This is a genomic window from Bradyrhizobium sp. 61 (assembly GCF_023073075.1).
In the GTDB taxonomy this organism is placed as follows: Bacteria; Pseudomonadota; Alphaproteobacteria; order Rhizobiales; family Xanthobacteraceae; genus Bradyrhizobium; species Bradyrhizobium barranii.
In genome coordinates this window covers 338,571-361,885 of the sequence record NZ_JADPIU010000082.1, presented here as the reverse complement: position 1 = coordinate 361,885, position 23,315 = coordinate 338,571, and the positions used below count along the sequence as shown (strand labels likewise).

Annotated in this window: 23 protein-coding genes and 2 tRNA genes; 8 read left to right on the top strand and 17 right to left on the bottom strand. The window is 65.5% G+C overall.

The window, feature by feature from the left end; genetic code table 11:
• Nucleotide 1: 1 nt before the first annotated feature.
• Together IVB46_RS32610 and IVB46_RS32605 are read right to left on the bottom strand one after the other, a co-directional pair.
• The gene (locus IVB46_RS32610) at nucleotides 2–370 is read right to left on the bottom strand and encodes a DUF167 domain-containing protein (RefSeq protein ID WP_247306602.1); all 369 of its coding nucleotides are present in this window, start codon (nucleotides 368–370) and stop codon (nucleotides 2–4) included.
• Nucleotides 371–385: 15 nt separating this feature from the next.
• Entirely contained in the window at nucleotides 386–676 is a 291-nt protein-coding gene (locus IVB46_RS32605; RefSeq protein ID WP_007598721.1) for a YggT family protein, read from the bottom strand.
• A 184-nt stretch (nucleotides 677–860) separates the two neighbouring features.
• Here IVB46_RS32605 and IVB46_RS32600 point away from each other — a divergent pair.
• Nucleotides 861–936, top strand: a tRNA-Ala gene (locus tag IVB46_RS32600).
• A gap of 234 nt (nucleotides 937–1,170) precedes the next feature.
• On the opposite strand, the gene IVB46_RS32595 is transcribed toward IVB46_RS32600, so the two are convergent.
• The 7 genes from IVB46_RS32595 to IVB46_RS32565 all read right to left on the bottom strand — a co-directional run bounded on the left by IVB46_RS32595 (nucleotide 1,171) and on the right by IVB46_RS32565 (nucleotide 9,118).
• Nucleotides 1,171–1,983 carry an enoyl-CoA hydratase gene (locus IVB46_RS32595; RefSeq protein WP_247306594.1) on the bottom strand — a complete coding sequence of 271 codons (813 nt, stop codon included), beginning with the start codon at nucleotides 1,981–1,983 and terminating at the stop codon, nucleotides 1,171–1,173.
• A gap of 126 nt (nucleotides 1,984–2,109) precedes the next feature.
• Nucleotides 2,110–2,904 (bottom strand): glutamine amidotransferase, encoded by a 795-nt coding sequence (locus IVB46_RS32590; RefSeq protein WP_085402996.1) that lies wholly within the window; start codon nucleotides 2,902–2,904, stop codon nucleotides 2,110–2,112.
• A gap of 191 nt (nucleotides 2,905–3,095) precedes the next feature.
• A complete protein-coding gene (locus IVB46_RS32585) occupies nucleotides 3,096–3,875 on the bottom strand; it encodes an SDR family oxidoreductase (RefSeq protein ID WP_071908709.1) in 780 nt (259 codons plus the stop codon).
• Between the two features lie 231 nt (nucleotides 3,876–4,106).
• Nucleotides 4,107–4,595 (bottom strand): TerB family tellurite resistance protein, encoded by a 489-nt coding sequence (locus IVB46_RS32580; RefSeq protein WP_063980339.1) that lies wholly within the window; start codon nucleotides 4,593–4,595, stop codon nucleotides 4,107–4,109.
• 289 nt (nucleotides 4,596–4,884) lie between these two features.
• A complete protein-coding gene (locus tag IVB46_RS32575; RefSeq protein WP_247306591.1) occupies nucleotides 4,885–6,294 on the bottom strand; it encodes an adenylate/guanylate cyclase domain-containing protein in 1,410 nt (469 codons plus the stop codon).
• 51 nt (nucleotides 6,295–6,345) lie between these two features.
• Nucleotides 6,346–7,713: a cytochrome P450 gene (locus IVB46_RS32570; protein ID WP_063980337.1), complete on the bottom strand. Its 1,368-nt coding sequence runs from the start codon at nucleotides 7,711–7,713 to the stop codon at nucleotides 6,346–6,348.
• 34 nt (nucleotides 7,714–7,747) lie between these two features.
• Entirely contained in the window at nucleotides 7,748–9,118 is a 1,371-nt protein-coding gene (locus IVB46_RS32565) for a hydrolase (protein ID WP_247306589.1), read from the bottom strand.
• 148 nt (nucleotides 9,119–9,266) lie between these two features.
• Here IVB46_RS32565 and IVB46_RS32560 point away from each other — a divergent pair, with 148 nt between their 5' ends.
• Nucleotides 9,267–10,955 (top strand): MFS transporter, encoded by a 1,689-nt coding sequence (locus IVB46_RS32560; protein ID WP_247344281.1) that lies wholly within the window; start codon nucleotides 9,267–9,269, stop codon nucleotides 10,953–10,955.
• 103 nt (nucleotides 10,956–11,058) lie between these two features.
• On the opposite strand, the gene IVB46_RS32555 is transcribed toward IVB46_RS32560, so the two are convergent.
• Nucleotides 11,059–11,274, bottom strand: a complete 216-nt coding sequence (locus tag IVB46_RS32555; protein ID WP_063980334.1) for a hypothetical protein — start codon at nucleotides 11,272–11,274, stop codon at nucleotides 11,059–11,061.
• A gap of 161 nt (nucleotides 11,275–11,435) precedes the next feature.
• Entirely contained in the window at nucleotides 11,436–11,744 is a 309-nt protein-coding gene (locus IVB46_RS32550) for a hypothetical protein (RefSeq protein WP_247306588.1), read from the bottom strand.
• Between the two features lie 253 nt (nucleotides 11,745–11,997).
• On the opposite strand from IVB46_RS32550, the gene IVB46_RS32545 reads away from it, so the two are divergent.
• Nucleotides 11,998–13,053 carry a polysaccharide deacetylase family protein gene (locus IVB46_RS32545; protein WP_063980332.1) on the top strand — a complete coding sequence of 352 codons (1,056 nt, stop codon included), beginning with the start codon at nucleotides 11,998–12,000 and terminating at the stop codon, nucleotides 13,051–13,053.
• 74 nt (nucleotides 13,054–13,127) lie between these two features.
• On the opposite strand, the gene IVB46_RS32540 is transcribed toward IVB46_RS32545, so the two are convergent.
• Entirely contained in the window at nucleotides 13,128–13,493 is a 366-nt protein-coding gene (locus tag IVB46_RS32540) for a hypothetical protein (RefSeq protein ID WP_247306586.1), read from the bottom strand.
• A gap of 220 nt (nucleotides 13,494–13,713) precedes the next feature.
• Between IVB46_RS32540 and IVB46_RS32535 the strand changes: the two genes are divergently transcribed.
• Both IVB46_RS32535 and IVB46_RS32530 read left to right on the top strand, forming a co-directional pair.
• Nucleotides 13,714–14,370 (top strand): hypothetical protein, encoded by a 657-nt coding sequence (locus IVB46_RS32535; protein WP_247306585.1) that lies wholly within the window; start codon nucleotides 13,714–13,716, stop codon nucleotides 14,368–14,370.
• A gap of 22 nt (nucleotides 14,371–14,392) precedes the next feature.
• Complete coding sequence (locus IVB46_RS32530) at nucleotides 14,393–15,127, top strand: class I SAM-dependent methyltransferase (RefSeq protein ID WP_247306583.1); 735 nt, start codon at nucleotides 14,393–14,395, stop codon at nucleotides 15,125–15,127.
• An 84-nt stretch (nucleotides 15,128–15,211) separates the two neighbouring features.
• Here IVB46_RS32530 and IVB46_RS32525 read toward each other — a convergent pair.
• From IVB46_RS32525 to IVB46_RS32510, 4 genes are all read right to left on the bottom strand, one after another.
• Nucleotides 15,212–15,287 (bottom strand) — tRNA-Thr (locus IVB46_RS32525).
• Nucleotides 15,288–15,387: 100 nt separating this feature from the next.
• Nucleotides 15,388–17,163: a heme biosynthesis HemY N-terminal domain-containing protein gene (locus tag IVB46_RS32520; protein WP_247306581.1), complete on the bottom strand. Its 1,776-nt coding sequence runs from the start codon at nucleotides 17,161–17,163 to the stop codon at nucleotides 15,388–15,390.
• 37 nt (nucleotides 17,164–17,200) lie between these two features.
• A complete protein-coding gene (locus IVB46_RS32515) occupies nucleotides 17,201–18,436 on the bottom strand; it encodes a hypothetical protein (protein WP_247306578.1) in 1,236 nt (411 codons plus the stop codon).
• 65 nt (nucleotides 18,437–18,501) lie between these two features.
• Nucleotides 18,502–19,263, bottom strand: a complete 762-nt coding sequence (locus tag IVB46_RS32510; RefSeq protein ID WP_247306576.1) for a uroporphyrinogen-III synthase — start codon at nucleotides 19,261–19,263, stop codon at nucleotides 18,502–18,504.
• Between the two features lie 151 nt (nucleotides 19,264–19,414).
• Between IVB46_RS32510 and tsaD the strand changes: the two genes are divergently transcribed.
• From tsaD to IVB46_RS32495, 3 genes are all read left to right on the top strand, one after another.
• The gene (gene tsaD, locus IVB46_RS32505; RefSeq protein WP_071908722.1) at nucleotides 19,415–20,488 is read left to right on the top strand and encodes a tRNA (adenosine(37)-N6)-threonylcarbamoyltransferase complex transferase subunit TsaD; all 1,074 of its coding nucleotides are present in this window, start codon (nucleotides 19,415–19,417) and stop codon (nucleotides 20,486–20,488) included.
• A gap of 2 nt (nucleotides 20,489–20,490) precedes the next feature.
• The gene (locus IVB46_RS32500) at nucleotides 20,491–21,471 is read left to right on the top strand and encodes an NAD(P)H-dependent glycerol-3-phosphate dehydrogenase (protein WP_247306573.1); all 981 of its coding nucleotides are present in this window, start codon (nucleotides 20,491–20,493) and stop codon (nucleotides 21,469–21,471) included.
• 116 nt (nucleotides 21,472–21,587) lie between these two features.
• Nucleotides 21,588–22,001 (top strand): EVE domain-containing protein, encoded by a 414-nt coding sequence (locus tag IVB46_RS32495; RefSeq protein ID WP_247306938.1) that lies wholly within the window; start codon nucleotides 21,588–21,590, stop codon nucleotides 21,999–22,001.
• A 134-nt stretch (nucleotides 22,002–22,135) separates the two neighbouring features.
• Here IVB46_RS32495 and IVB46_RS32490 read toward each other — a convergent pair whose 3' ends face one another.
• Nucleotides 22,136–23,230, bottom strand: a complete 1,095-nt coding sequence (locus IVB46_RS32490) for an adenylate/guanylate cyclase domain-containing protein (protein WP_247344390.1) — start codon at nucleotides 23,228–23,230, stop codon at nucleotides 22,136–22,138.
• Between the last annotated feature and the right edge of the window lie 85 nt (nucleotides 23,231–23,315).

Below are 23,315 nucleotides of genomic sequence, written 5' to 3'. Positions count from 1 at the left end.
GTCAGTTCCCTTGGTCTGTCGGTTTGGCGTCTGCCGATCTGGCTTGGGCGAGCTTGCGCAGGGCTTCGCCGAGCCGCGCCGGATCGCCGTCGACCGCGATCTGCTTCAGCCGCGAGGTGGCACCGGATAGCAGCTTTACACTGGCCTTGGGGACGCAGAGCGATTTCGCCAATAGCACCAGAACGGCCTTGTTGGCCTCGCCGCCATCGGCGATCGCGCGCACCCGCACCTTGAGCACGCTGCGGCCATCGGCCAATTGCTCGATCCCGTCGATGTCGTCGCGGCCGCCGCGCGGCGTCACCCGCAGCGCGATGCTGATTCCCGCGGCCGAATAGCGCCAGGGTTCCTTGAAGGCCTCTTTCGCAATCAAGGCGCTCCCGCCTGCTTAGATCACGTTCGGGTAGATGTAATACAGGATCACCCGCTCGATGAACATGATGAGCAGGATCAGGATGATCGGCGAGATATCGAGGCCGCCGAGGCTGGGCAGGAAATTGCGAATCGGCGCCAGCACCGGCTCGGTGATCCGGTACAGGAACTCCGCCACCGCCGAAACGAACTGGTTGCGGGTGTTCACGACGTTGAAAGCGATTAGCCAGGACAGGATCGCGGAGGCGATCAGCAGCCAGACGTAGAGGTCGAGCACGATGATGACGATGTCGAGAACGGCACGCATTGAAGACTCTGGCTTTCGGTCGGGATTGACGCTTTTTGCTAGATATCGGTTCCCCCCGGCCCAAACAAGGGAAGTCGGTGCCGGGGATGGTTAAAACCGGGTCACACCCGTCCTTGACTTGACCTTGGCGGGGACTTAAATGGCGCCCGGTTGTCGGCCGCATTCACCAGAGCGGCCGCCAAACGGGGCCATAGCTCAGCTGGGAGAGCGCGTCGTTCGCAATGACGAGGTCGGCGGTTCGATCCCGCCTGGCTCCACCACGCTTCGCCCTTCGGGCTACGCGTGGCGCAGCCACGAGGAGCCCGAAGGGTGAAGCGTGGTGTCCGGCGAAGCCCAAAGGGCGAAGACGGACCGTCTCAACCAACCCAACCTTAAAAATTGCCAAGATCGCACAGGCTACGCGTGGCGCAGCCGCACAGAGCCCGAAGGGCGAAGCGTGGTGTCCGGCGAAGCCCGCAGGGCGAAGACGGACCGCCCCTGAAAAATCTTCCCCCCTACCTCCCCGTAAACCTCGGCGGCCGCTTCTCCATGAAGCTCGCCACCCCCTCCCGGAAATCGCTGCCGTTCAGCGCGACCATCATCTCGCGGTTGGCCTCGATCGTGGCCTCCGCCAGGGTCTGGAACGGCACCTCGTAGAGCTGGCGCTTGATCACGGCCATCGCGCTCGGGGAAACCATGTCGGCGAGGTCGCGCGCATAGGCATAGGTCTCCTCGCGCAGCTTCTCGGGCGAGCAGAGCCGGTTGACCAGGCCGATCCGCAGCGCCTCCTCGCTCGACACGCGCCGGGCCGAGAGCAGCAAATCCATCGCATTGGCGTGGCCGACGATGCGCGGCAGCATCCAGGACATGCCATGCTCGGCGATCAGTCCGCGCCGCGCGAAGGCTGTCGTGAACACGGTATTGTCGGCGGCAAAGCGCAGGTCGCAATAAAGCGCGTGGATGAGGCCGATGCCGGCGGTCGCGCCGTTGAGCATGGCGATGACAGGCTTTCCGATCGACGGATAGAAGCCGTAACGCGTCTGCCAGTCCGGCCGGCGATTCATGTCGAAGGGCGGCAGGTTCGAGGCATGCCTGACGTCGTTGGGGTCGAGCCCCTTCAGCGCATCCATGTCGGCGCCGGCGCAGAAGGCGCGGCCCGCGCCGGTGAGCACGATGACGCGGACATCGTCTTCGGCGCTCGATGCTTCCATCGCATGGCGCACGTCGCGCTCCATCGTCGGCGTCCACGCATTCATGCGATCAGGGCGATTGAGCGTGATGGTCGCGACCTTGTCGCTCACCTCATACAGAATGTGTTCGTAGGCCATGACGCTCTCCCTGTGTCTGCCGGCACGCGTTCGCGCGCGCTCGTTAGGAACGAGCCTAGCATATCCAGGGATCAGGCAAGGGCTTGCGCCAAGAACTTAGGCGAAGCACCTGGCGCGAAGGCGCGATCACTCGGCGGCTTGCGCCAGCACCTGCCGGCGCGCCAGCCAGCCATCGATGAAATGATCGAGCCAGGCCCGTTCCGCAACGTCGTAGACGGCACGGTCCGCGAAATGATGATGCCGCTCGCGCGCGCCAGGCGCGCTGAGGCCGTCATAGCCGCGCGTGGTCCAGCAATGCATCATCGCGCAGGTCACGTCAGGATGAAACTGCACCCCGAAAGCGTTGCCGGTGCGGAACGCCTGGATCGGAAAATCATCGCCTTCCGCAAGCAGCTCAGCGCCGACGGGCAGTTCAAATCCTTCGCGATGCCAGTGATAGACCTGCGCCGGCCAATTCGGGCAGAGCGCGTGGCCCGCGGCGGTCGGGCGGATCGGATAGTAGCCGATCTGGGTCAGCGCCTGCGCATGCGGTGCGACGCGGGCCCCCAGCTGCATCGCCAGCATCTGCGCGCCGAGGCAGATGCCGAGGAACGGTCGCTGTTCGCGGAGCGGAATTTCGATCCAGTCGATCTCGCGGCGGATGTAATCGTCGGGATCGTTGGCGCTCATCGGACCGCCGAAAAAAACAGCGCCGGCATGCTGATCGAGCGTATCGGGCAGGGGATCGCCGAAGCGGGGACGGCGAATGTCGAGGCGATGGCCGAGCGCGCGCAGCGCATTGCCGACGCGGCCGGGCGTCGAGGATTCCTGATGCAGGATGATCAGAACCGGCAACCGGGCTTCGGAGGCGGCGGCGCTCGGCGTCCTTCTTGGGAAGGGCACCAATTCTGCGCCACCAAACCTGTCCGTCCGGAACGACATGGCCTCTGCGAGTGCTATCGGTTCAGACCGCCAGCATAGCTAAGCGGTAGTTAACATCGTGTGAGTTCGCGCACACGCGTCCCGATATTGAAGCAAGCTCCGGGCCACTACGGAGCTCTGAGCTTTCTTTAAAGCGTTTTCGAGCGAAGTGGATACCGGTTCGCGTAAAGAAAACGCGTCAAAACAAGAAATCAGTGCCTCTGCCTCTGGAACCGGCTGGTGGCGGACAGGATGAAGCCGCGCGGGAAGAAACGCAGCGCGAACGGCACGATCTTGATGCCGAGACCAGGCAGCACTGCCCGCTTGTTGGCCATCAGGCCTCGATAGGCTTGTTGCGCGACATCGGCGGCAGACACGTTGAGAAGAGTCGTGTCATGCCCGGACCCGACGCCGGCGCGCGCCTGGAATTCGGTGGGCACCGGACCCGGGCAAAGTACGGTGACGCGAACGCCGCGCGGCGCGAGCTCCGCCCGCAAGGCCTCGGTGAGGGAAATCACATAGGCCTTGGACGCGTAGTACACGGCCATGCCGGGGCCGGGCAGAAAGCCCGCGACCGATCCGACATTGAGAAGACCGCCCTTGTTCCTGATCAGCTGATCGGCAAAGCGCAGCGACAGATCCGTCAGAGCCCGGACGTTGACATCGACGATGCCGACCTGTTCGACACGGTCGCGCTCGATCGCATCGCCGAACACGCCGAAGCCGGCATTGTTGACGAGATGGTCGAGCTCGACGTCTTCGGCGGCAAGCGCGGCGGCGATCTTCTCGCCCGCATCTGCCTCCTGCAGATCGCAGGCGATCACGATCGGCTTCTTGCCGCCCTTGGCGGCGAGCTCGTTCGCAAGCGCCTCCAGCCGGTCCGCGCGTCGCGCCGTCAGCGCGAGGCGATGCCCGTTGGCGGCGAACACACGCGCCAGCTCCGTGCCGATGCCCGCCGACGCACCGGTGATCAACGTTACTCGCTCAGTCACGATCGAAGTCTCTTGAATTGAAGTTTTTTGGCCCCGCAATGGCGGAACGAGAGCATAGGCCGAGCGCGACAGGCAAGCGTCACCGGCAGCATGGCTGCTTGAGCGGGCAACAGGGAAGCAGGAAAACCACGGATTTTACGGGGAAATCCGGGGCCGGGGTGGTCGACGGGGGTATATTAAAGTTTCGTCATGTGGTCAGCACAACCGCCGATAATACCGCGTTGAGACGGCTCAACCCCCGACGGCACCGTCCTTGACCTGACCACCGGCGCGATTTGCGACCGCATGCTTGAGGTCGATCCGGTCACGCTGGGCGATCCCGAGCAGGTCGGAGGCGCGCCAGACGACGTTGTCCTCGAACTCGGACACCTGGCCATCGGCATAGACCAGCTCCCACATCATCTGGACGATGCGCTTGCGGCCCTCTTCGTCGAGCGAGCGCATGATGACACTGGTGAAGTGATAGAGGTCGACGGCCTCGCCCTCGACCTGGGTGGCGTCCGCGATCAGGCGGTCGGCGGTACCGCGATCCAGCCCGAAATGGCTTTCGATCAGGCTGTGCAGCTTGCGCTGCTCGGTCGCCGTCGGCTGACCGTCCAGCGAGACCACGTGAACCAGCAGCGCGGTGGCCGCAAGCCGGTAATCGCCATCGCCGAAAGCACGATCCGCGGCATGAGGAGCCACAATGTCAGCGATGAATTGGCGCAGGCCGTCGAGCATAGGATCCTACCGAAATCGATGAAGCCGCGGGAGTGCGGCCGCCACCAGCATTATATGAGCGGGAAACCCGACCGCCGCAACGTGCGTCAGCTCCGCGCGGGCATTACCTTTCTGCAATCTGGACGAGCTGGTTACCGTCATGACCGGGACTAGCCCGGGCATGACGACAGAGAGTGTGGCACGCACCTGTCTCCACATCGTCATTGCGAGCGCAGCGAAGCAATCCAGACTGCCTCACTGGAAAGACTCCGGATGCTCGCTAAGCTCGCAATGATCGGGAGTGCCGTCCTCACGGTATCTCGTACACCACCATCTTGTCGGCGATGCCGTGCAGGGCCGCCTGCTTCTGGATCGGCTTGATCGCGCGCTGCTCGAGCACCTCGGCGACTGCGGGCGCATCGAGCACGGGGCCCGTGATGTGGATCTCCCGCGCCGTCGACAGGCTCTGGACGCGAGCGGCGATGTTGACGGTCTGGCCGAAATAATCCTGGCGTTCGTTGAGCATCACCGCAAGACACGGGCCTTCATGGATGCCGATCTTGACGATGAGATCGTCGGTGCCGCGCTGCCTGTTGAGCTCGTCCATCGCGGCCCGCATCCGCAGGCCCGCGACGATGGCGTGCTCGGGGCGGACGAAGGTCGCCATCACGGCGTCGCCGATCGTCTTCACCACCGCGCCCTTCTCGGAGGAGATGATCTCGAGCAGCGCATGGAAATGCGCGCGCACGAGATCGAAGGCGGCGAGATCGCCGACGCGCTCGTAGAGCGCGGTCGAGCCCTTCAAATCGGTGAACAGGAATGTCAGCGACGTGATCTGGAGCCGCTGGTCGAGGCTGAGATTGTCCGCCTTGAAGACATCGCGAAACGTCTGGTTCGACAGCATGCGCTTGGCGGTGAGGAACGGCTTGCGCTTGCCGATGAGATGATGGAGCGCCTCGGCCGCGATGAACACCGACGGCAACACGCGCACGCCGGCCTGGTTCTCCAGCGACAGCCGCAGCGGCCCCGGCCGCATGGTCGTCGTCCCCGTCGGAGCCTGCACCTTGTTGTACATGATCGCGAACTGCTGGCGCTCCTTGGTCGGCTCGCCCTGGACGTCGATGAAATGGGCTGCGTGCGTCACCGGCTCGAAGATGATGATGAAATCGCCCGGCAGTTGCAGCGACATGGTCGCCTTCTCGCCCGCCGGAAGCTCGAGCGTATCGAGCGTCACCTCGTTGGCGAGCGTCGCGAAGGATTCCTTGTTGAAGTCGACGCCGGAACTCCAGAACACCTGCTTGAAATATTCCCACACCGGAAGCGTATCGGGATCATGCGCTGCGATGCGCCGCACGCGCGGATTGACGGTGAAGGAGACCTCGACCTGATCGTCGACCGACGCCTTGTAGCCGCAGGCGCAGAGCGCGCAGTGATAATCGTCCGGCTTGAGCGCCTTCAGCGTCGAATGGGCGCCCAGCACGCCGCCGCAGCCCGGACAGAGCACGTTCCAGCCGAGATCGAACAGTCCGAGCCGCGCCGAATGCAGGAAGGTGGAGATCGTGTGCTCTTCGTCGAGGCCATGCTGCCTGGAGAAATCGAGGACATTGACGCGGTTGAGCTCGTGATCCTCGCCGTTCTCGATGAGACGCGCGATCGCATCGACCACCTTGGCATCGGCGGTCTGCTTCAGAACGGAAAACTGGGCCTGGATGTCGCTCATGGCGGAGGCTCTATCTGGGGTGGATCGCGCCATCGGGCAGACGAATGTCTGTCACCGACGCGTGATGCGGAACAAAGGTGAGTGGTCCGGCTGGGTCGTCACGACGCCGAGCGGGATCACCGGAACCCTGTCGGCAAGCTCGATACGGAACGCGCCGATCAACCGGGCCAGCGCCAGCACGGATTCGGCTTGCGCGAACGGCGCGCCGATGCAGACGCGCGGACCCGCGCCGAACGGCAGGTAAGCGAAACGGTCGGGCGCCTCGTTCGACATGAAGCGTTTTGGAATGAAGGCGTTCGGCTGATCCCACAGCTTCTCATGCCGGTGCAGCAGCCAGGGCGCGATCATGATGATGTCGCCCTTGCCGATCTCGACGCCGGCCGCATTGTCCTTCTCGCGCGCGGCGCGCGCGACCAGGAAGGCCGGCGGATAGAGCCGCATGGTCTCCTCGATCACCGCACGGGTGAACTTCTGGCGATCGATATCGGCCATACTGTCGAGATGCTCGCCATGGGTCTCGGAGGCAACTTCCTCCTGCGTCTCCGGATCGAGCGCGAGCAGATAGAGCGCCCAGAACAGCGCCGTCGCCGTGGTCTCGTGACCCGCCAGGATCATGGTCGCGACCTCGTCGACGAGTTGCGCGTCCGAAAAGCCCTTGCCGGTTTCGGGATCGCGCGCCGCGTCCATGAGATCGAACAGGTCGCGCGGCGGCGCGCCGTCCTTCTTGCCCATCGTGCGGCGCTCGGCGATCAGCATCGCGACGAATTCGGTCCAGCGCTTGCGGAAGCGCGCGCGGGCAAAATCCATCGGGGTCGGCCAGGACACCGGCAGCAGCATGTCGAGGAAATAGGGCCGTCCCAGCCGCGCTCCGTATTCCATGACGAAGTTGCGCAAGGTCGGGCCGTGACGGTCCATGCCGAACGAGAACATCGTGCGCCCGGCGATCTCCAGCGTCATGCGCTGCATCGTCTCGCGCAGATCGACCGGCTCGCTTGTTCGCGCATCGAGCTTTGTGATGGTCTCGTCGAGCACCGCGGTCATGTGCGGGACGAGATTTGCGGTCGCACGCGGCGTGAAGGCCGGCGCGAGCGTACGGCGCTGATGCGCCCAGGCGTGGCCTTCCGCGATCAGAACTCCTTCGCCGAGCACCGGACGCAGCATGCGGATCCCCGCCGGCGTGCGCGTGTAGTTTTCATAATTGCTGAGCAGGACATGCCGAATTGCATTCGGCTGATTCAGAATGAAGCTGTTGTGGAGGAAAAAGCGGCCCTTGATGACCTCTTCTTCGTAGGCACGCTGGCCCCAGGTCGCGATCATGTTCTGCTTGAGGACCGCGACCCGGCCGAGAAACGACATGTCGTCGGGCGCACGCGGCGGGGTCGGAGGGATGATGGGCCGACGCACACTGGCGATGTTCATGGCTCTCTCCCGCAGATATAACCCAGGCCAATAGCTAGTAAGTCAGCTCGGCAATCGCAATCCTGTTCTCGGAGGCGGGCCAGGCGCGCGCCACAATTCGTTCTTCGCCGAACTGGGCCACAACGTTACGCCCGGCCTCCGCGGCCGGGAGCCGCAAGGTTGCTGCCGAATCCGTGGGCACACCCGGCTTGACGTCGGCTGGCTCCTTGCCGTCGAGCAGCACCACGTCCCGCGGCAGGCCGAAATAGCCGCGCGGGCGTGACATGATCACGACGGCGCCGGCATCCTTGTCCGCCGGCCCGAGCGGGCGCGCGGCACGCAGATGCACGACATCGGACGAGCGCGCGAACGGCGAGCGGTAGATATGCGTCGTCGGCGCGTCGGGCGATGTCAGGACGAATTCGAGGAACCAGGAAGGCTCGACCTGCGCCGGACCCCAGCGGCCGTCGGCGCCGGTCTTCGCGCTGTGCACCGCGCCGCCTTTGCGCTCCCCGGTATCAGGATCGACGCGGAAGACATCGACGGTTGCACCCGCCACCGGGCGATTGGTCGACACGCCGCCTGGCGTACCGGTCACAAGGCCGCTCAACCTGACGCTCTGCTCCGGCACAATCGCGATGCGCGCGGGCTCGCGGCCGGCAATGAATTTGTAGATCTCGCGGAAGGCACGCGGGTGAAACGCCACTTCGCGATGGTCGAGCGCGACGAGCACGAGATTGGTGGCGCCCGTCAACTCCGGCCCTTCGACGGTAACGCCGGTCGGCGTGCCGGGCTTGCCGATGAAGCGGCCGTCGGCTTGCGCGTACTTGTCCATGCCATCGCTGCGCAGGGTGAGGAAGGCCGTGCCCGGCGTCACCTCGCTCTCGCCCTCATTCAGGCCGCGCAGAAATGTACCGCGGCCATTGAATTCGTTGTTCGGCTGGTCGTCGGTCGCGAACACGCCGTGATTGGGCGTGCCGCACAGCACGGCATGGCTGACATCGCCGGCACCGCCGTTCCTGATGACGTTGCGAATGGCGTAGCCACCGCGCGAACTGCCGACCAGCGCCACGCGGGCCGCGCCGGTGCGGCGCTTCAATTCCGCGATGGCCGCCGCGAGCTCGCGGCGCTGGTCCCCGGTCGAGGAGCGGCCCGCTTGCTCGACCTTGTCGTCGCTGCGCGCCAGCGGATCCGTGAAATTGATCGCCATCATGCGATCGCGCGCGACGCCGTTGGATTCCATCCGCCAAAGCGTCGTCATCCAGACCGCGTCGTATTCACCATTGCCGTGGACGAACAGGATCGGCGGCACCTCGGCATTCTGAGCCGTGGGCGCGGTCTGCGCCAGCGCGCCTGTCCGCAAGCTCGCAACCGCGAAAGGCAAGCTGCCTGCCCCTAGCAGGATCGACCGTCGCGACAGCTTCATATGTTTCTCCGGAAAAACCACGTCTTTGGACCGCTTATACCGGCCTAACCACTGGACAGCGAAGGACTTTCGCAGGCATCACTGAACCTGCCGGAATCACCCAAAGACCATTCCAAGACCACTTCTGCCAGCCCATATGGAAGGGGATATGACCGAACAGCCGAACCGTCAGAAATTCGCCGGCGACGGCATCGCCGCACCCCTGCGGTACACCGTGTTCCGGCGCATCTGGCTCGCCAGCCTGCTCTCCAATCTTGGCCTCTTGATCCAGGGCGTGGGCGCGGCCTGGGCGATGACGCAGATGGCGGCCTCGGCCGACAAGGTGGCGCTGGTGCAGACCGCGCTGATGCTGCCGATCATGTTGATCTCGATGCCGGCCGGCGCCATCGCCGACATGTATGACCGGCGCATCGTGACCTTGATTTCGCTCGCGATCGCGCTGATCGGCGCGACTGCGCTGACGGTGCTGGCCTGGCTCAAGCTGATCACTCCGGAAACGCTGCTCGTCTTCTGCTTCGTGGTGGGCAGCGGCAATGCGCTGTTCGGGCCGGCGTGGCAATCCTCGGTCAGCGAGCAGGTCCCGCCCGAATCACTGCCGTCAGCCGTCGCACTGAACGGCATCAGCTACAATATTGCACGCAGCTTCGGCCCCGCGGTCGGCGGCGTCATCGTCGCCTCGCTCGGCGCGGTGGCCGCGTTTGCCTGCAACGCGATCCTCTATCTGCCGCTGCTGGTGGTGCTGCTGCTCTGGCGGCGCAATACCGAGCCCTCGCGCCTGCCGCGGGAGAAGCTCAACCGCGCGATGGTCTCGGGCTTCCGCTACATCACCAATTCGCCGCCGATCAAGATCGTGCTGTTGCGCACGCTGGTGATGGGCCTGATCGGCGGCGCCATCATGGCGCTGATGCCGTTGATCGCGCGCGACCTGCTGCATGGCGGCGCGCAGACCTACGGCATCATGCTGGGTGCCTTCGGCATGGGCGCCGTCGTCGGTGCGCTCAACATCCATGAATTGCGCAAGCGCATGAGCGGCGAGGCCGCGATCCGCGCCTGCACCATCTCGATGGCATTTGCGATGGCCGCGCTTGCCGTGAGCACGGAGCCGGTGTTGACGGCGGCGGCGCTTGTGCTCGCCGGTGCGGTCTGGATGGCGGCCGTCGCGCTATTCAACATCGGCGTGCAGCTCTCGGCGCCGCGCTGGGTCGCGGGCCGTTCGCTCGCGGCGTTCCAGGCCTCGATATCCGGCGGCATCGCGATCGGCGCCTGGGGCTGGGGCCATCTCACCGATTACGCCGGCGTCGAGGTCGCGCTACTGACGGCCGCCAGCCTGATGCTGATCTCGCCGGTGCTGGGCATTTGGCTGGCGATGCCGCGCGTCGGCGCCCGCAACGAGGACGCGGACGTGCTCGCCGATCCGGAAGTCAAACTGTCGCTCACGGCGCGCAGCGGGCCGCTGGTGGTTGAGATCGAATACAGGGTGTCCCAGGAGAACGCGCGCGCCTTCCACAATGTGATGCAGGACGTGCAGCTCTCCCGGCAGCGCAACGGCGCCTATGGCTGGTCGATCGCGCGCGACATCGCCGACCCCGAATTGTGGACCGAGCGCTACCACTGTCCGACCTGGCTCGATTACTTGCGCCAGCGCAACCGCTCGACGCAGTCCGAACGCGCGTGGCATCAGCAGGCGATCGATTTCCACATCGGCCCCGATCCGGTGCGGATCCGCCGCATGCTGGAGCGTCCGTTCGGCTCGGTGCGCTGGAAGGAAGAGACGCCGGATCGTGCCGGCGCCGAGGTGCTGCCGGTGGTCGCGAGCGCGGCGGGAAGCAGCACGTAGATTCTCTCGGAAGGTAGCCCGGATGGCGCGAAGCGCAATCCGGGACGATCTCACCGCGCGGGCAGACCCCGGATTTCGCTCATCCGGGCTGCGACGGCACGTCTTACTGCCCGTGATCCGTCAGCACCTTGTCGCAGGCTTTGCTGAGGCGGGTGCGGTTCTGCTTGAGGCAAGCGAGCACTGCGCCATCGCCATTGTTCATCACGGCACGGCAGAAGCGCGTCACATCGCGCGCGCAGGCATCGTGGCCGGGCTGCTGTTGCGCTGAGGCGCTCGATGCGCACAGAATCAAAGAAACAATGAAAAGAAATCTGGTCATCGCGTAATGCCTCTACCCCAAGGATGTGCGGGCGAAGCTAGTGCGACGATCCCGGAGCCGCAACGGCTTTATTGCCGAGCGGGACTGGCGCGCGTGGCCCCGGCTTGACGCCGGGAGCACATCGCGAGGGGAGCCAACAACGATTGCCGTTGCGCGTTGTCCTACTGCCTGTCCTGGGCGTCAGCGACCTTGCGTGAGGCGCCCTTTGCGAGGTCCTTGTCCATCACCGCGCGGCAGCCGGCGCTCAGATCAGAGCGATGCTTCATCATGCACGCCGTGATCTTCGGGACGTTGGGGATTTCCGAGGAGCACAGACGGAAGGCATCGCCGGTGCACTGCTGCTGCGCTTCGGCCGAGAAGGCGAAGCTCGCGGTCGTCGAGACGATCGAGACGATGGCGGCAAAGCCCAGGGCCAGGCTGGTGTCGCGGATCCTACTCGTCAGCGATTTGGCAGAAAAAGACTTGGTCATTTGAAGCTCCCGTGGGCGCCGCTGGAAGCGGGGCCCGTTGTTGGTGGGAACTACGATGCTCCGGCAAAACAGTTTCCACTGTGATGACGGTCACGGGTGGCCGCCCATCTGTGACCTCCGTCACATGGCGCACCTCGCTGAAAATCCGGCGCAAACGCCGTCGTGTTGGTGTCACGTTAACTGTTCCTTCGCATTAATGGCTCGTCGCGCGGGAGATTCCGCAGGGTTGGTTGCGTAATTGGAAAGAATAGCGATGCGTAATGCGTTGGGCCTGATGCTGGCCAGTGTAGTTGCGGCGGTCGTGATCGCCGTCGGCGGTTGGTTTTATTATTCCGCGCGCGCCGATCAGGGCGCCCCCAAAACAACGGCCGCCCGTGCCGCCGATCAATTGCCGGCACAGGCGAAGCTCGCCGCCAAGGATGACGTCGAGACCACCGCGGCGATCGCGGCCAGGCCGACGGCGGTTGCTCAGGCAGCGGCGCCTGCGCCCGCTCCGGCCATGCCGGTGCAGCAGCGGTCGACCTGCGCCAATCCGAACGCGCTCGGCGTTGCCCGCGTGGTCGAGATCGACACCACCGGCGGACCCGGCTTCGGCTTCGAGCATTTCAAGCAGTTCGACTTCCTCACCGACAAGGAGGTCGTGCTGACCTTCGACGACGGTCCGTGGCCGGTCAACACGCCCGCGGTGCTGAAGGCGCTCGGGGATGAATGCACCAAGGGCTTGTTCTTCTCGGTCGGCAAGCACGCGACCTATCATCCGGAAATCCTGCGCCAGGTGCTGGCCCAGGGCCACACGGTCGGCACGCACACCTGGTCGCACGTCAACCTGAACAGCAAGAAGATGACGGAGCAACAGGTCAAGGACGAGGTCGAGAAGGGCTTCAGCGCGGTGAGGTTCGCGCTCGGCACCAACCCGGCACCGTTCTTCCGCTTCCCGCAGCTTCAGCACAATCCGGCGATGGTGAGCTATTTCGGCACCCGCAATGTCGCGATGTTCTCGACCGACATCGACTCCTTCGACTTCAGGAAAGGTGCCACGCCGGAGAAGATCGTCGACAACGTGATGACCAAGCTCGACAAGCTCGGCAAGGGCATCATCCTGATGCACGACTTCCAGAAGCACACCGGCGAAGCGATGCCGGCGCTGCTCGCGCGGCTGAAGGCTGGCGGCTACAAGGTCGTGCAGATGAAGGCCAAGGCAACGCTCCAGACGCTGCCGGAATATGACGAGGCGCTGCTGAAGGACCTGAAGGTGCCGACGTCGAGCGCGCGTCCGATAACGAGCGTGGTGCAGACGGTGTCGCAGTAAGCCCGCAACGCTTCCTCAATACGCGCATGGCCGGGCTCTTGCCCGGCCATTTGCTTTTGCAGCGAGTCGCGGCCTTACCAGTAGATGCCGTGGCGATGCAGCTCGCTGATGATGCGGCCTTCGGTCCAGCTGCGCTTGTGCTTCGGCTTGCCCGCCTTTGCGGTCTTCGTGGCAGTCGCCGCCGGCGCTGAGGTCGTCGTTGTCGCGGTCACGGCAGGAGCCGTCGCCGCGGCGGGAGCAGGGGCCGAGACTGCCGGCGGACGATCGACGTATTTCGGAGCTTCCGTGGCCGGCGCGACTTCGCTGATTTGTGTCATCGGGGCGATGGTCGTGGTGGCCTGCGGAGCGGCCGTCGCCGTGGCCAGCGACAGGCTGCGGTCGGCAGCATGGGCAGACGCGGAAGCCAGGACCATGGCGGCGACCAGAATGATCTTGCGCATGTGAAATCTCCCCGTGTTTGCGTGACCGGGAAATTAGGGGAGATCTGGTCTGCGTTATGTGACTGTCATCACGTAGACTGCGCGCTCGGTCTTGAACCCGCGATCAGCATTCGCGGCGATCGACCCGCAACGTCATGTCGCGTTTCGCGATTGTTTCCAAATGTTTCTGATTGTGGTAGACGCTCGACACGTATCACAAGGCGTGCCGAGTCCGCCCGTTATGACCTTCATCCAGCGAGTGAAGCGTAAGCTGCTGCCGCCGCGAGAGGTTGTTCAGGGGTACGAGAATCCGGAACTGGTCGAAACGATTTTCCTGAAGACAATCAACTACAGCCCGGACAGCGACTGGCCGCTGGTCGCGGGCATGAACACGGTTCTCGATTTCGGCGGAGGTGCTGGCCTGCATTACAAGGTGGCGCGCCGGCAATGCCCGGACATTCGATGGGCGGTGGTTGAGACGCCAGCAATGGTGCAGCGCGCCAAGGAGCTTGGCACCGATAGGCTGATGTTTTTCGAGCGCATCGACCAGGCCGCCGACTGGCTCGGCAGTGTCGATCTCCTCCACTCGAATGGGGCCATACAGTACGTCCCGGATGCATTGGAGACCGTCAGAACGCTGTGCTCGGTTCGGCCGGCAACGTTGGCATGGTACCGCGTTCCGATCAGCGAAGAGATCCGGCGAGAGGTTCAGACCTCGTACCTGAGCGACAACGGTCCAGGATCGTTGCTCGCCTCCAGGGAGAAGCTCGTCAGATACGAGCGCAATTGGATCTCCGAGCAAGCATTCATCCAGGCCCATGAGGGATTTCGCATCACTGAGCGGGGCCCGGATCCCACCGAGCGCGGCACGCAACAATTCAGGTTCGCGCGGGTCTAGCTTGCGACAATATGGGGGCGATGTGTTCGACAAGTTTGCAGACTGGTTACGTCAGACGGCCTTTTTCTCGACCGCTATCGACATCGCGCGCCAGACGTTACCAGAGCCCGCGCTGATTTGGTTGCGTACGCAGATGGTGCGCAATCTCCGTGGAACGCCTGGCGAGGTGTTCGGCGAGATCTATCGTCGCAACGTCTGGGGTTACAAGGAAACCGCTTCCGGCGGCGGATCCACGCTGCACAATACCCAAAGGGTGCGAGAAAGCCTTCCTGGTCTGGTTGGCGACCTCGGGATCCGTACCCTGCTCGATTTGCCTTGTGGTGATTTTCATTGGTTGTCGAAGATCGAACTTCCAATTTCTCGCTACATTGGAGGAGACATCGTTCCGGAACTGATTGCGCGAACGGGTGACCAATACAGTCGCCCAGATCGCACGTTCCTCCGGATCGATCTCTGCAACGATCCGCTCCCGGAAGCTGACCTGCTGCTCTGCCGCGATTGCTTCATTCATCTTTCCGAAGAGATGATTTTTCAAGCAATCGACAACATTCGTCGATCCAACATCAAGTATCTCCTGACGACCACTTACCCGGCGGGCCGAAATCGTGCGATCCGCACGGGTGACTTCTTCTCCATCGATCTGAGCGCTCCGCCCTACAACTTCCCGCCGCCGATCAAGGTGCTGGACGATTACGTCCCACCGTTCGACCGGCGGCAACTGGCGCTGTGGGAAATCGAAAGCCTGCGCAAAGTCTGAGGCGATGGCATGCCGTCTCGCGGCGAGGCTGCATCGGAGGATGAAGCAACGGCGCGGAAAACAACGAAAAATCAGAGCGATAAATGGTGCCGCAAGAGGGATTCGAACCCCCGACCCCGTCATTACGAATGACGTGCTCTACCAACTGAGCTATTGCGGCGAACCCTGCCGGGACCCGCGCAGTGCAGGTCCCGATACGCGCGCTCCTGATATCGGGCATGGCCCGAATTGGCAAGGTGGAGCGGGCTTCGAAATGTGCCTCACGCGCCCCAGCGGGACCAGAATCCGCGCCAGCCGCCGGCCTGGGCCTTTGCATGGGTTCTGGGCGTGCCGATTTGTTCCGCAAATTCATCGCTCGGACCCTCGTCATCGATCCCGGGATCATCGGGGGCGCGGACGATGGGGATGACGGCCTGGACCGGGGCCGGCGCAGGCTTGCCGAGGTCGGCGCGGGTCCGGAACACCGGCGTTGCCGCCTCCGGCGATGATTCGGCCGCCTCAGGGGCGGGATTGACCGGCTCGGCGGCCGGCGTAACCGCAGGCTCTTCCTTGGCGGCTTCCCCGGTCGTTTCCTTGGCCTCCGGGGGCGAATTGTCCTGTGCGGCGGGGACCGGATCCGGTGCAGCCACGGGCGGTTCCACCGGGGCTTCGCTCGGGGCTGCCGTCACCCGCTTCGGCGGCGGGGCGGCCAGCATGGCTTCCTCGAAGGCCGAGGATTCGATCGTGGCGCCCTTGTCGGAGGGCAGGCTCGCGACCGGCGTTTGCCACTGGAAGGCATCGAGACGGCCGGTGACCGGCGAGACCGGACGCCAGCGGTCGCTGACATAGCCGTCCGCGGTCCAGGCCGGATCGTGGCGGGCGCGCACCGCGCGCAGGGTCCAGGCGCGGGCACGGCCGCCGTCGCCGTGCTCGGTGCGCTCGAGCTCGGCCATCAGCAGCGCGACGCGCTGGGTCGGATCATTGACGTAAGGGGCCAGCACCGCACGCGCACGCGCGAACTCGGAGGCGTCGATCGCGCCGCGCGCAATCGCGAGCTGGCCCTCGACATGGCCCGCCTTGTCGGCCGGCGTCTTGGCCGCCAGCGTCTCGACCCGCTGCAAGCGCTGCCGCGCGGAATCGCCGAGCTTCACATGCGCATAGGCGTCGGCGAGATCCGGATGCGGATTGGCGAGCCACGCGGCCTCGACCAGCTTCATGGAGCGGCGCACCTGATGCGCTTCGCTCTCGAACTTGGCGGCGAGCACCGCGGCCGGCACCAGCGTCGGCGCGAGCTTGATCGCCTCCATCACGCTCTCGCGCGCCACGTCGCGGTCCATGGTTTCCAATTCCAGCGCGCGGGCCGTGAGCAGCACGCCGCGCTGGCGGCGATAGGCCGCCTTGTCGATCAGACCCGCGGACAGATTCGAATCCAGGATCGCTAGCGCGCCGCTCCAGTCGCCGCGCGCGCAGCGGAAGCCGAGCACCGCGTGCGAGGCCCAGGTCGAGGACGGCGACAGCTTGATCGCTTCCTCCGCGATCATCACGGCGCCGACCGCATCGTCGGCGCGCTGCGCCTCGATGAACAGGCCGCGCAGGCCGAGCAGCCGCGTATCCTCGCGCTCGGCCATGACGCGGAAGACGCGCTGCGCCTCGTCGCGATTGCCTTCGAGCTGGGCCGACTGCGCGTGCAGCAGCAGTGCGAGCGGATCGTTCGCGGCCAGCCGCCGCGCAGTATCGGCGTGACGGCGGGCGAGGGCGGTATCGCCGTGACCGATCGCGAGCAGGCCGTGGGTGATGGCATGGCGGCCGCGCGCATGGCGTTTCTCATGGCGGCGGCGGCGCAGGCGTCCCGGCGCGCGCCAGATCATCGTCACGATGCTCCAGACCAGCACGACCGCTGCTGCAAAGACGCCGAGCAGAAACACGAACCTCGGAAGCGTCGTTGACGCGCGGAAACTGCCCGCGGTCAGGACGAGATCGCCGGGCTGATCGGCAACCCAGGCCGCGCCGGCCGCCGCCAGCGCGATCAGGACGAGGAAGAGGACGATGCGAAGCATGGCGATCCCTATTACGCGCTGATTATTGCGCGAACCTTTACTGAGCAGGCTTGACCAGATCGGGCTTGGCGAGATCCGCCATGGCATCGTCGGCGAATTTGCGGGAGGCACCGAGCGCGGCGTCGCGCGCATCGGCCTTGTCGAGCCAGGCCTGTGCCGGTGCACGATCGGCCTCGGACAGCGTCTTCAGCTCGCGCCGCGCCTCGACGAAATCGTTGCGGAGCGCCGCCGCCGTCACCCGTGCGACGATGGCGCCGCGATCATTGCCGACGCCGTCGGTGCGCTCGATACGAACGAGTTTCGAGGCCCCCGCCTGGAGACGCTCGACGATACCGGCACCGGCGGCCGGGGCTTCCGCCGGCGGCGAGAGCTTGGGCACGATGTTGAGCAGCTCGCGGCTCAGCGCAACCGGCGTCGGAATGCCTGATGATGCAAAGGTGTCGAGCGGCTTCAGCATATCGGGCTTGGCTGCGAGCGACCGCGCCGCGGCCAATTGCGATTCGTAAGGATCGCCATGCCGAACCGCGACGTCGAGCAGAGCCGCCGCCACGACATGGCGCAGCGGCTTGTCATTCGTCGCCTTGTTGTCGGCAATCTTCTCGCCCTGCTGTGCGAGCTCGGCGCGCTCCGTCTTGCTGGCACGCTCCAGCTGCGCAATACGGTCGCTGAGAGCGGCAAGATCAGGCGCTGCAGCGCGCGGTGCCGATTTCACGTCGTTGGCGGTCTTGTCGGACTGTGCGCGCAGATTGGCGATGTCACTGCGCAAGGCACTTGCAGATTTCTCCAGTGCATCGATCCGCGCCACCGTGGCCGGATCGGCCGCGGGCTTGCCCGCCTTGGCTTCGACCGCGGCGACACGTCCGCTGAGCGCGTCGACCGTCGCGCTCGTGACCTGCGGCGCGGCCGGCGGCGCCTCCACGGCGGGCCAGCCCAGCATCCAGCCGACGGCAATCACGATTGCGGCTGCGACCGCGCCGGAGAACGGCGCAATGACCCAGGGCGAAACCGGCGCCGACGCGGGAGCGGAAGCAACCGCGGCCTCCGCGTGCGCGGGCTCCGGGTCAGGCCTGGCCTCTTCGGATTTGGACTCTTCGACCGTGGCCTGCTCTGGCGTGGCCTGCTCCGGCGCCGGCTGAACCTCCGGCTCAGCGGCCGCCGTTGGCTGCGGCTGGGTCGAAACTTCGGTTGCCTCAAGGTCGATGGTGGGCGGGGTGCGCTTGGCACGGCCTGACTCGGGAGCCAATCCTGCGTCTTCAGGCTTGTCGTCGGCCATCGTGACGGTTCCTCACACTCAAATGCCCTGAACGGACCCGATCGCGTCGGATTCGGCCCGACCTCTTACGCCAAACGGGTCCGCAAAGCACGCTCCAAGGTATCAAATAGGGCATTTTCGTCCGGCGTCGCGGCCCCCAGAACCTGCGACGCGCCGGCATCGCGCAGCACGCTGGCGACCGTCTCGGACAGGCAGCATTGCGGGATCGCCAGCGCCGAGATTTCGACGCCTTCGTCCCGTGCCGCATCCAGGAAGGCCCGTGCGCTGCGACGGGAGTAGTGCAGCACCGCCTCGATCCCATGTGTGGCAAAGCCATCGCAGACATCGCGCGGCAGGATCTTGACCGGAGTCATGCGATAGGTGGTCTGCGTCACCACGCTGAAGCCCTCCGCGCCAAGCTCGCCGCCGAGATCGCGCGACAGATCCGCGCCCGCGAGATAGAGCAGCGTGCTTTTCTTCTTCAGCAGCTTGTCGCGCGCGCTCTGCATCACCTTGTCGCGCAAGGCCGCGGCATCGCCGCCGGCGACGATCACCTCGGCGAAGCCGGCGTCGCGCGCCGCGGCAGCCGTGTGCTCGCCGACCGCAAACAGCGGCAGCTCCAGGAGGCCAAGATTCTTTAAGCCAAGATCTTGCAATTGCGGCGCGACGGCGCGGATCGCATTGGCCGACGTGACGATGATGGCGCCGTAGTCGGCCTCACTCTCGTCATGGAAGGCGACCGGCTCGAACTTGAGCATCGGGGCGAGCAGCACCACATGACCCCGCGCCCGCAAATTTTCCGCCGTCGCCTCATTGTCGGGATGCGGCCGTGTGACAAGAATGGACATCGCTTGTGTTCCCGAACCACGTGGCGGTGACGCATTCACGAAGGCGGCTGCGCGTGACGATTGCGCAAGTGGACCCCGGAATGCTACCGGACGTACCAGAACTCTGCTTTACGGATGAGCGCAAGGGCGCAAATTGGATAACAATTCGCCAATGCTGGTACTGGGCATCGAAACCACCTGCGACGAGACCGCCGCGGCCGTGATCGAGCGCGCGCCCGACGGCAGCGGCAAGATCCTGTCCAACATCGTGCGGTCCCAGATCGAGGAGCATGCCCGCTTCGGCGGCGTGGTGCCGGAGATCGCCGCGCGCGCGCATGTCGACGTCCTCGACGGCATCATCGACCGGGCCATGCACGAGGCCGGCATCGACTATGCGCAGCTCAACGGTGTCGCCGCCGCGGCGGGGCCGGGGCTGATCGGCGGCGTCATCGTCGGCCTCACCACCGCCAAGGCGATCGCGATGGTGCACGACACGCCGCTGGTCGCGGTCAACCACCTCGAGGCGCATGCACTGACGCCGCGCCTCACCGACGGAATTGAATTTCCCTACTGCCTGTTCCTCGCCTCGGGCGGGCATACCCAGATCGTCGCCGTCACCGGTGTCGGCCAATATGTGCGGCTCGGCACCACCGTCGACGACGCGATGGGCGAAGCCTTCGACAAGGTCGCGAAGATGCTGGGCCTGCCCTATCCGGGCGGGCCGCAGGTCGAACGCGCCGCGGCAAGCGGCGATGCCACGCGCTTCGCCTTCCCGCGCCCGATGCAGGGACGGCCCGATGCCAATTTCTCGCTGTCGGGATTGAAGACGGCGGTGCGCAACGAGGCGAGCCGGTTAACCGAGATCGCGCCGCAGGATATCAGCGATCTCTGCGCGAGTTTTCAGGCCGCAGTGCTCGACTCGACGGCCGACCGGCTGAGCGTCGGCCTGAGGCTTTTCCGCGAGCAGTTCGGCGCTCCGCATGCCCTCGTCGCCGCCGGCGGCGTCGCGGCCAATCAGGCGATCCGCGGCGCCCTGCATGACGTCGCGCGGCAGGCGGGGACGCAACTGATCATGCCGCCGCCCGCGCTCTGCACCGATAACGGCGCGATGATCGCCTGGGCCGGCGCCGAGCGCCTGGCGCTCGGCATGATCGACACGATGGAAGCCCAACCCCGCGCACGCTGGTTGCTCGATGCCAACGCCACGGCGCCGGCCGGTTACGGCAACACGCGGGCGGGATTCTAGCGATGACGGCGTTCCGGTCCGTCGCGGTGATTGGTGCGGGCGCATGGGGCACGGCACTGGCGACGGTCGCGGCGCGCGCCGGGCGGAACGTGACGCTCTGGGCGCGCAACAGCGAACATGCCGCGCGAATCGCCTCGACCCGCGACAATCCGCGGTTGCCCGGCGTGCGGCTGGCGCCGGAGATCGTCGTGACGCACGAGCTTGCGGAGGCCGCGCGCGCGGACATGGTGCTGATCGCGACGCCCGCACAGCATTTGCGCGGCGCGGTCAACATGCTGTCCTCGCATCTGGCAAGGCCGGTGCCGATCGTCGCCTGCGCCAAAGGCATCGAGCACGGCACCCATAAATTCATGACCGACGTCATCGCGGAAGCCGCACCTCACGCGCAGCCGGCGATCCTGTCGGGCCCGAGCTTTGCCGACGACGTCGCGCGCGGCTTGCCGACCGCTGTGACGCTGGCGGCGAAGGACGAAGCGCTGGCGAGCGCGCTGGTGCAGGCGCTCGGCTCGGCGACCTTCCGGCCCTATCACACGACAGATATCCGCGGCGTCGAGATCGGCGGTGCGGCCAAGAACGTGTTGGCGATCGCGGTTGGCATCGCGGCCGGGCGCAAGCTCGGCGCCTCCGCCCAGGCCGCGCTGACGACCCGCGGCTTTGCCGAACTCACGCGCCTCGGCCGTGCCCTCGGCGCGCGCAGCGAGACGCTCGCGGGCCTGTCCGGCCTCGGCGATCTGATCCTGACCTGCTCGAGCCCGCAATCGCGCAATCTCGCGCACGGCCTTGCGCTGGGCCGCGGCGAGCAGCCGCCCGCGGGCAAGCTTGCCGAAGGCGAGTTCACCGCACCTGTGTTGATCGAACTCGCAGCTTCGCACAACATCGAGATGCCGGTATCAGAAGCGGTCGCTTCGATCCTGAGCGGCCGGAGCACGATCGACGCTGCGATCTCGGGACTGTTGACGCGCCCCTTCAAGGCAGAGGAATGACGTCTTTCTCGTCATGCCCGCGCTTGTCGCGGGCATCCACGTCTTGATATTGAATTGGTGGCAGAGACGTGGATGGCCGGGACAAGCCCGGCCATGACGAACGGATAGGACGCGCGATGAACTACTGGCTGGTGAAATCCGAACCGTCGGTGTGGTCCTGGGACCAGCAGGTGGCGAAGGGCGCCAAGGGCGAGGCCTGGACCGGCGTGCGCAATTACACCGCGCGCATAAACCTCGTGAGCATGAAGAAGGGCGACAAGGCGTTCTTCTATCATTCCAACGAGGGCAAGGAGATCGTCGGCATCGCGGAGGTCATCAAGGAGGCCTATCCCGATCCGACCGACAAGACCGAAAAATTCGTCTGCGTCGACATCAAGGCCGACAAGCCCTTGAAGACGCCGGTGACGATGGCCGCGATCAAGGCGGACAAGAAGCTCGCTGATATGGCGCTGGTGAAATATTCGCGCCTGTCGGTGCAGCCGGTGACGGCGGAAGAGTGGAAGCTCGTCTGCAAGATGGGCGGGATGTAATCGACTTCAACGGTAGGGTGGGTAAAGCGTAGCGTGCCCACCAATCGAAACCGCAGCTTGCCGTGAGATGGTGGGCACGGCGCGCAAGAGCGCACCTTTGCCCACCCTACGGCAGCGCTGCTATCCCATCCGGGCTACGATATCCGGGCTTGCGTCTCCGGCAGCGTAAACACCTCGCATGGTGAAGCGATGCCGCGCAGCGGATGCGATCCGAGCGCGACGAGAGGCGTGTCCGTCTCCGCGGCCAGCGCCCCCGATACCAGCACGGTCCGTTCCAGGGGCTTGCACAATCCCTCGAGCCGGCTGGTGAGATTGACTGCGGGACCGATCGCCGTGAAATCGAGCCTGTTGGCGGCGCCGATATTGCCCCAGAGTATTTCGCCGAGATGAAGGGCCGCGCCGAACGCAAGCGGCGGCAGTCCTTGAGCGCCGCGCTCCCCGTTGAGATACGCCATGCCGGCTTCGGCTGCGCCTGCGGCACGCAGCGCGGCGTCGCAGGCGCGGCGCGGCGACGCCTCGACCACCGGGAAGATCGCGAGCACGCCGTCGCCGATGAATTTCAGCACCTCGCCGCCGAAGGCATGAACGGCACCGGCGATGCGATCGAACCAGGCGTCGAGCGCTGCGATGACGTCGGCCGGCGGTGTGGTCTCCGACAAGGTCGTGAAGTTGCGCAGATCCGCATAGAGCAGCGCGGCTTGAATGGTCTCGCCGAGATCGCGCCGCAACGGCGCCGCCAGCACCCGCTCCGCGCTGCGCTTGCCGAGATAGGCATCGAGCGTCGCGCGCAACGTGGCGCGCGCAGCGAGCACGGCCAGCGGCGTCGCGGCGAAACGCGCAGCCTGGCGCAATTGCTCGATCTCGTCTGCGGTGAACGGACGCGGCCCGATCCAGCCGAGCTGCGGCCCATCTTGTCGTCCGACCACCTCTTCGTGCACCTCGCCGCGCGCGATGTCGCGCAGCCAGCGGCGGCCGGCATCATTGGGCGGGTCGGGCGCGAGCCCACTTGGTGCGAAGCCGAGCGCCTCGATGACCCGGCCGTTCTCCGCGCGCCACAGCCAGGTCCGCTTCGCGATCAGCGGATGCGGCACCTCCAACGTCAGGCTGCCTGCCGCAAGCGGCACACCGTCGGCGACCAGATGAGCGCCGAGTTCCGCGAGCAGACGGTCGGCCCCGGGGCAATCCGAGGCGGCATCGACGAGCCAGGCAAGGGTCCGGGAGAGTTGCATGGCCCGATGATGGCGAAGGTCGGCCATCTTTGTCACGGGCAATCCTTGACGCACAGCTCCGCCGCCGCCATGTGGCCAGTGTCAG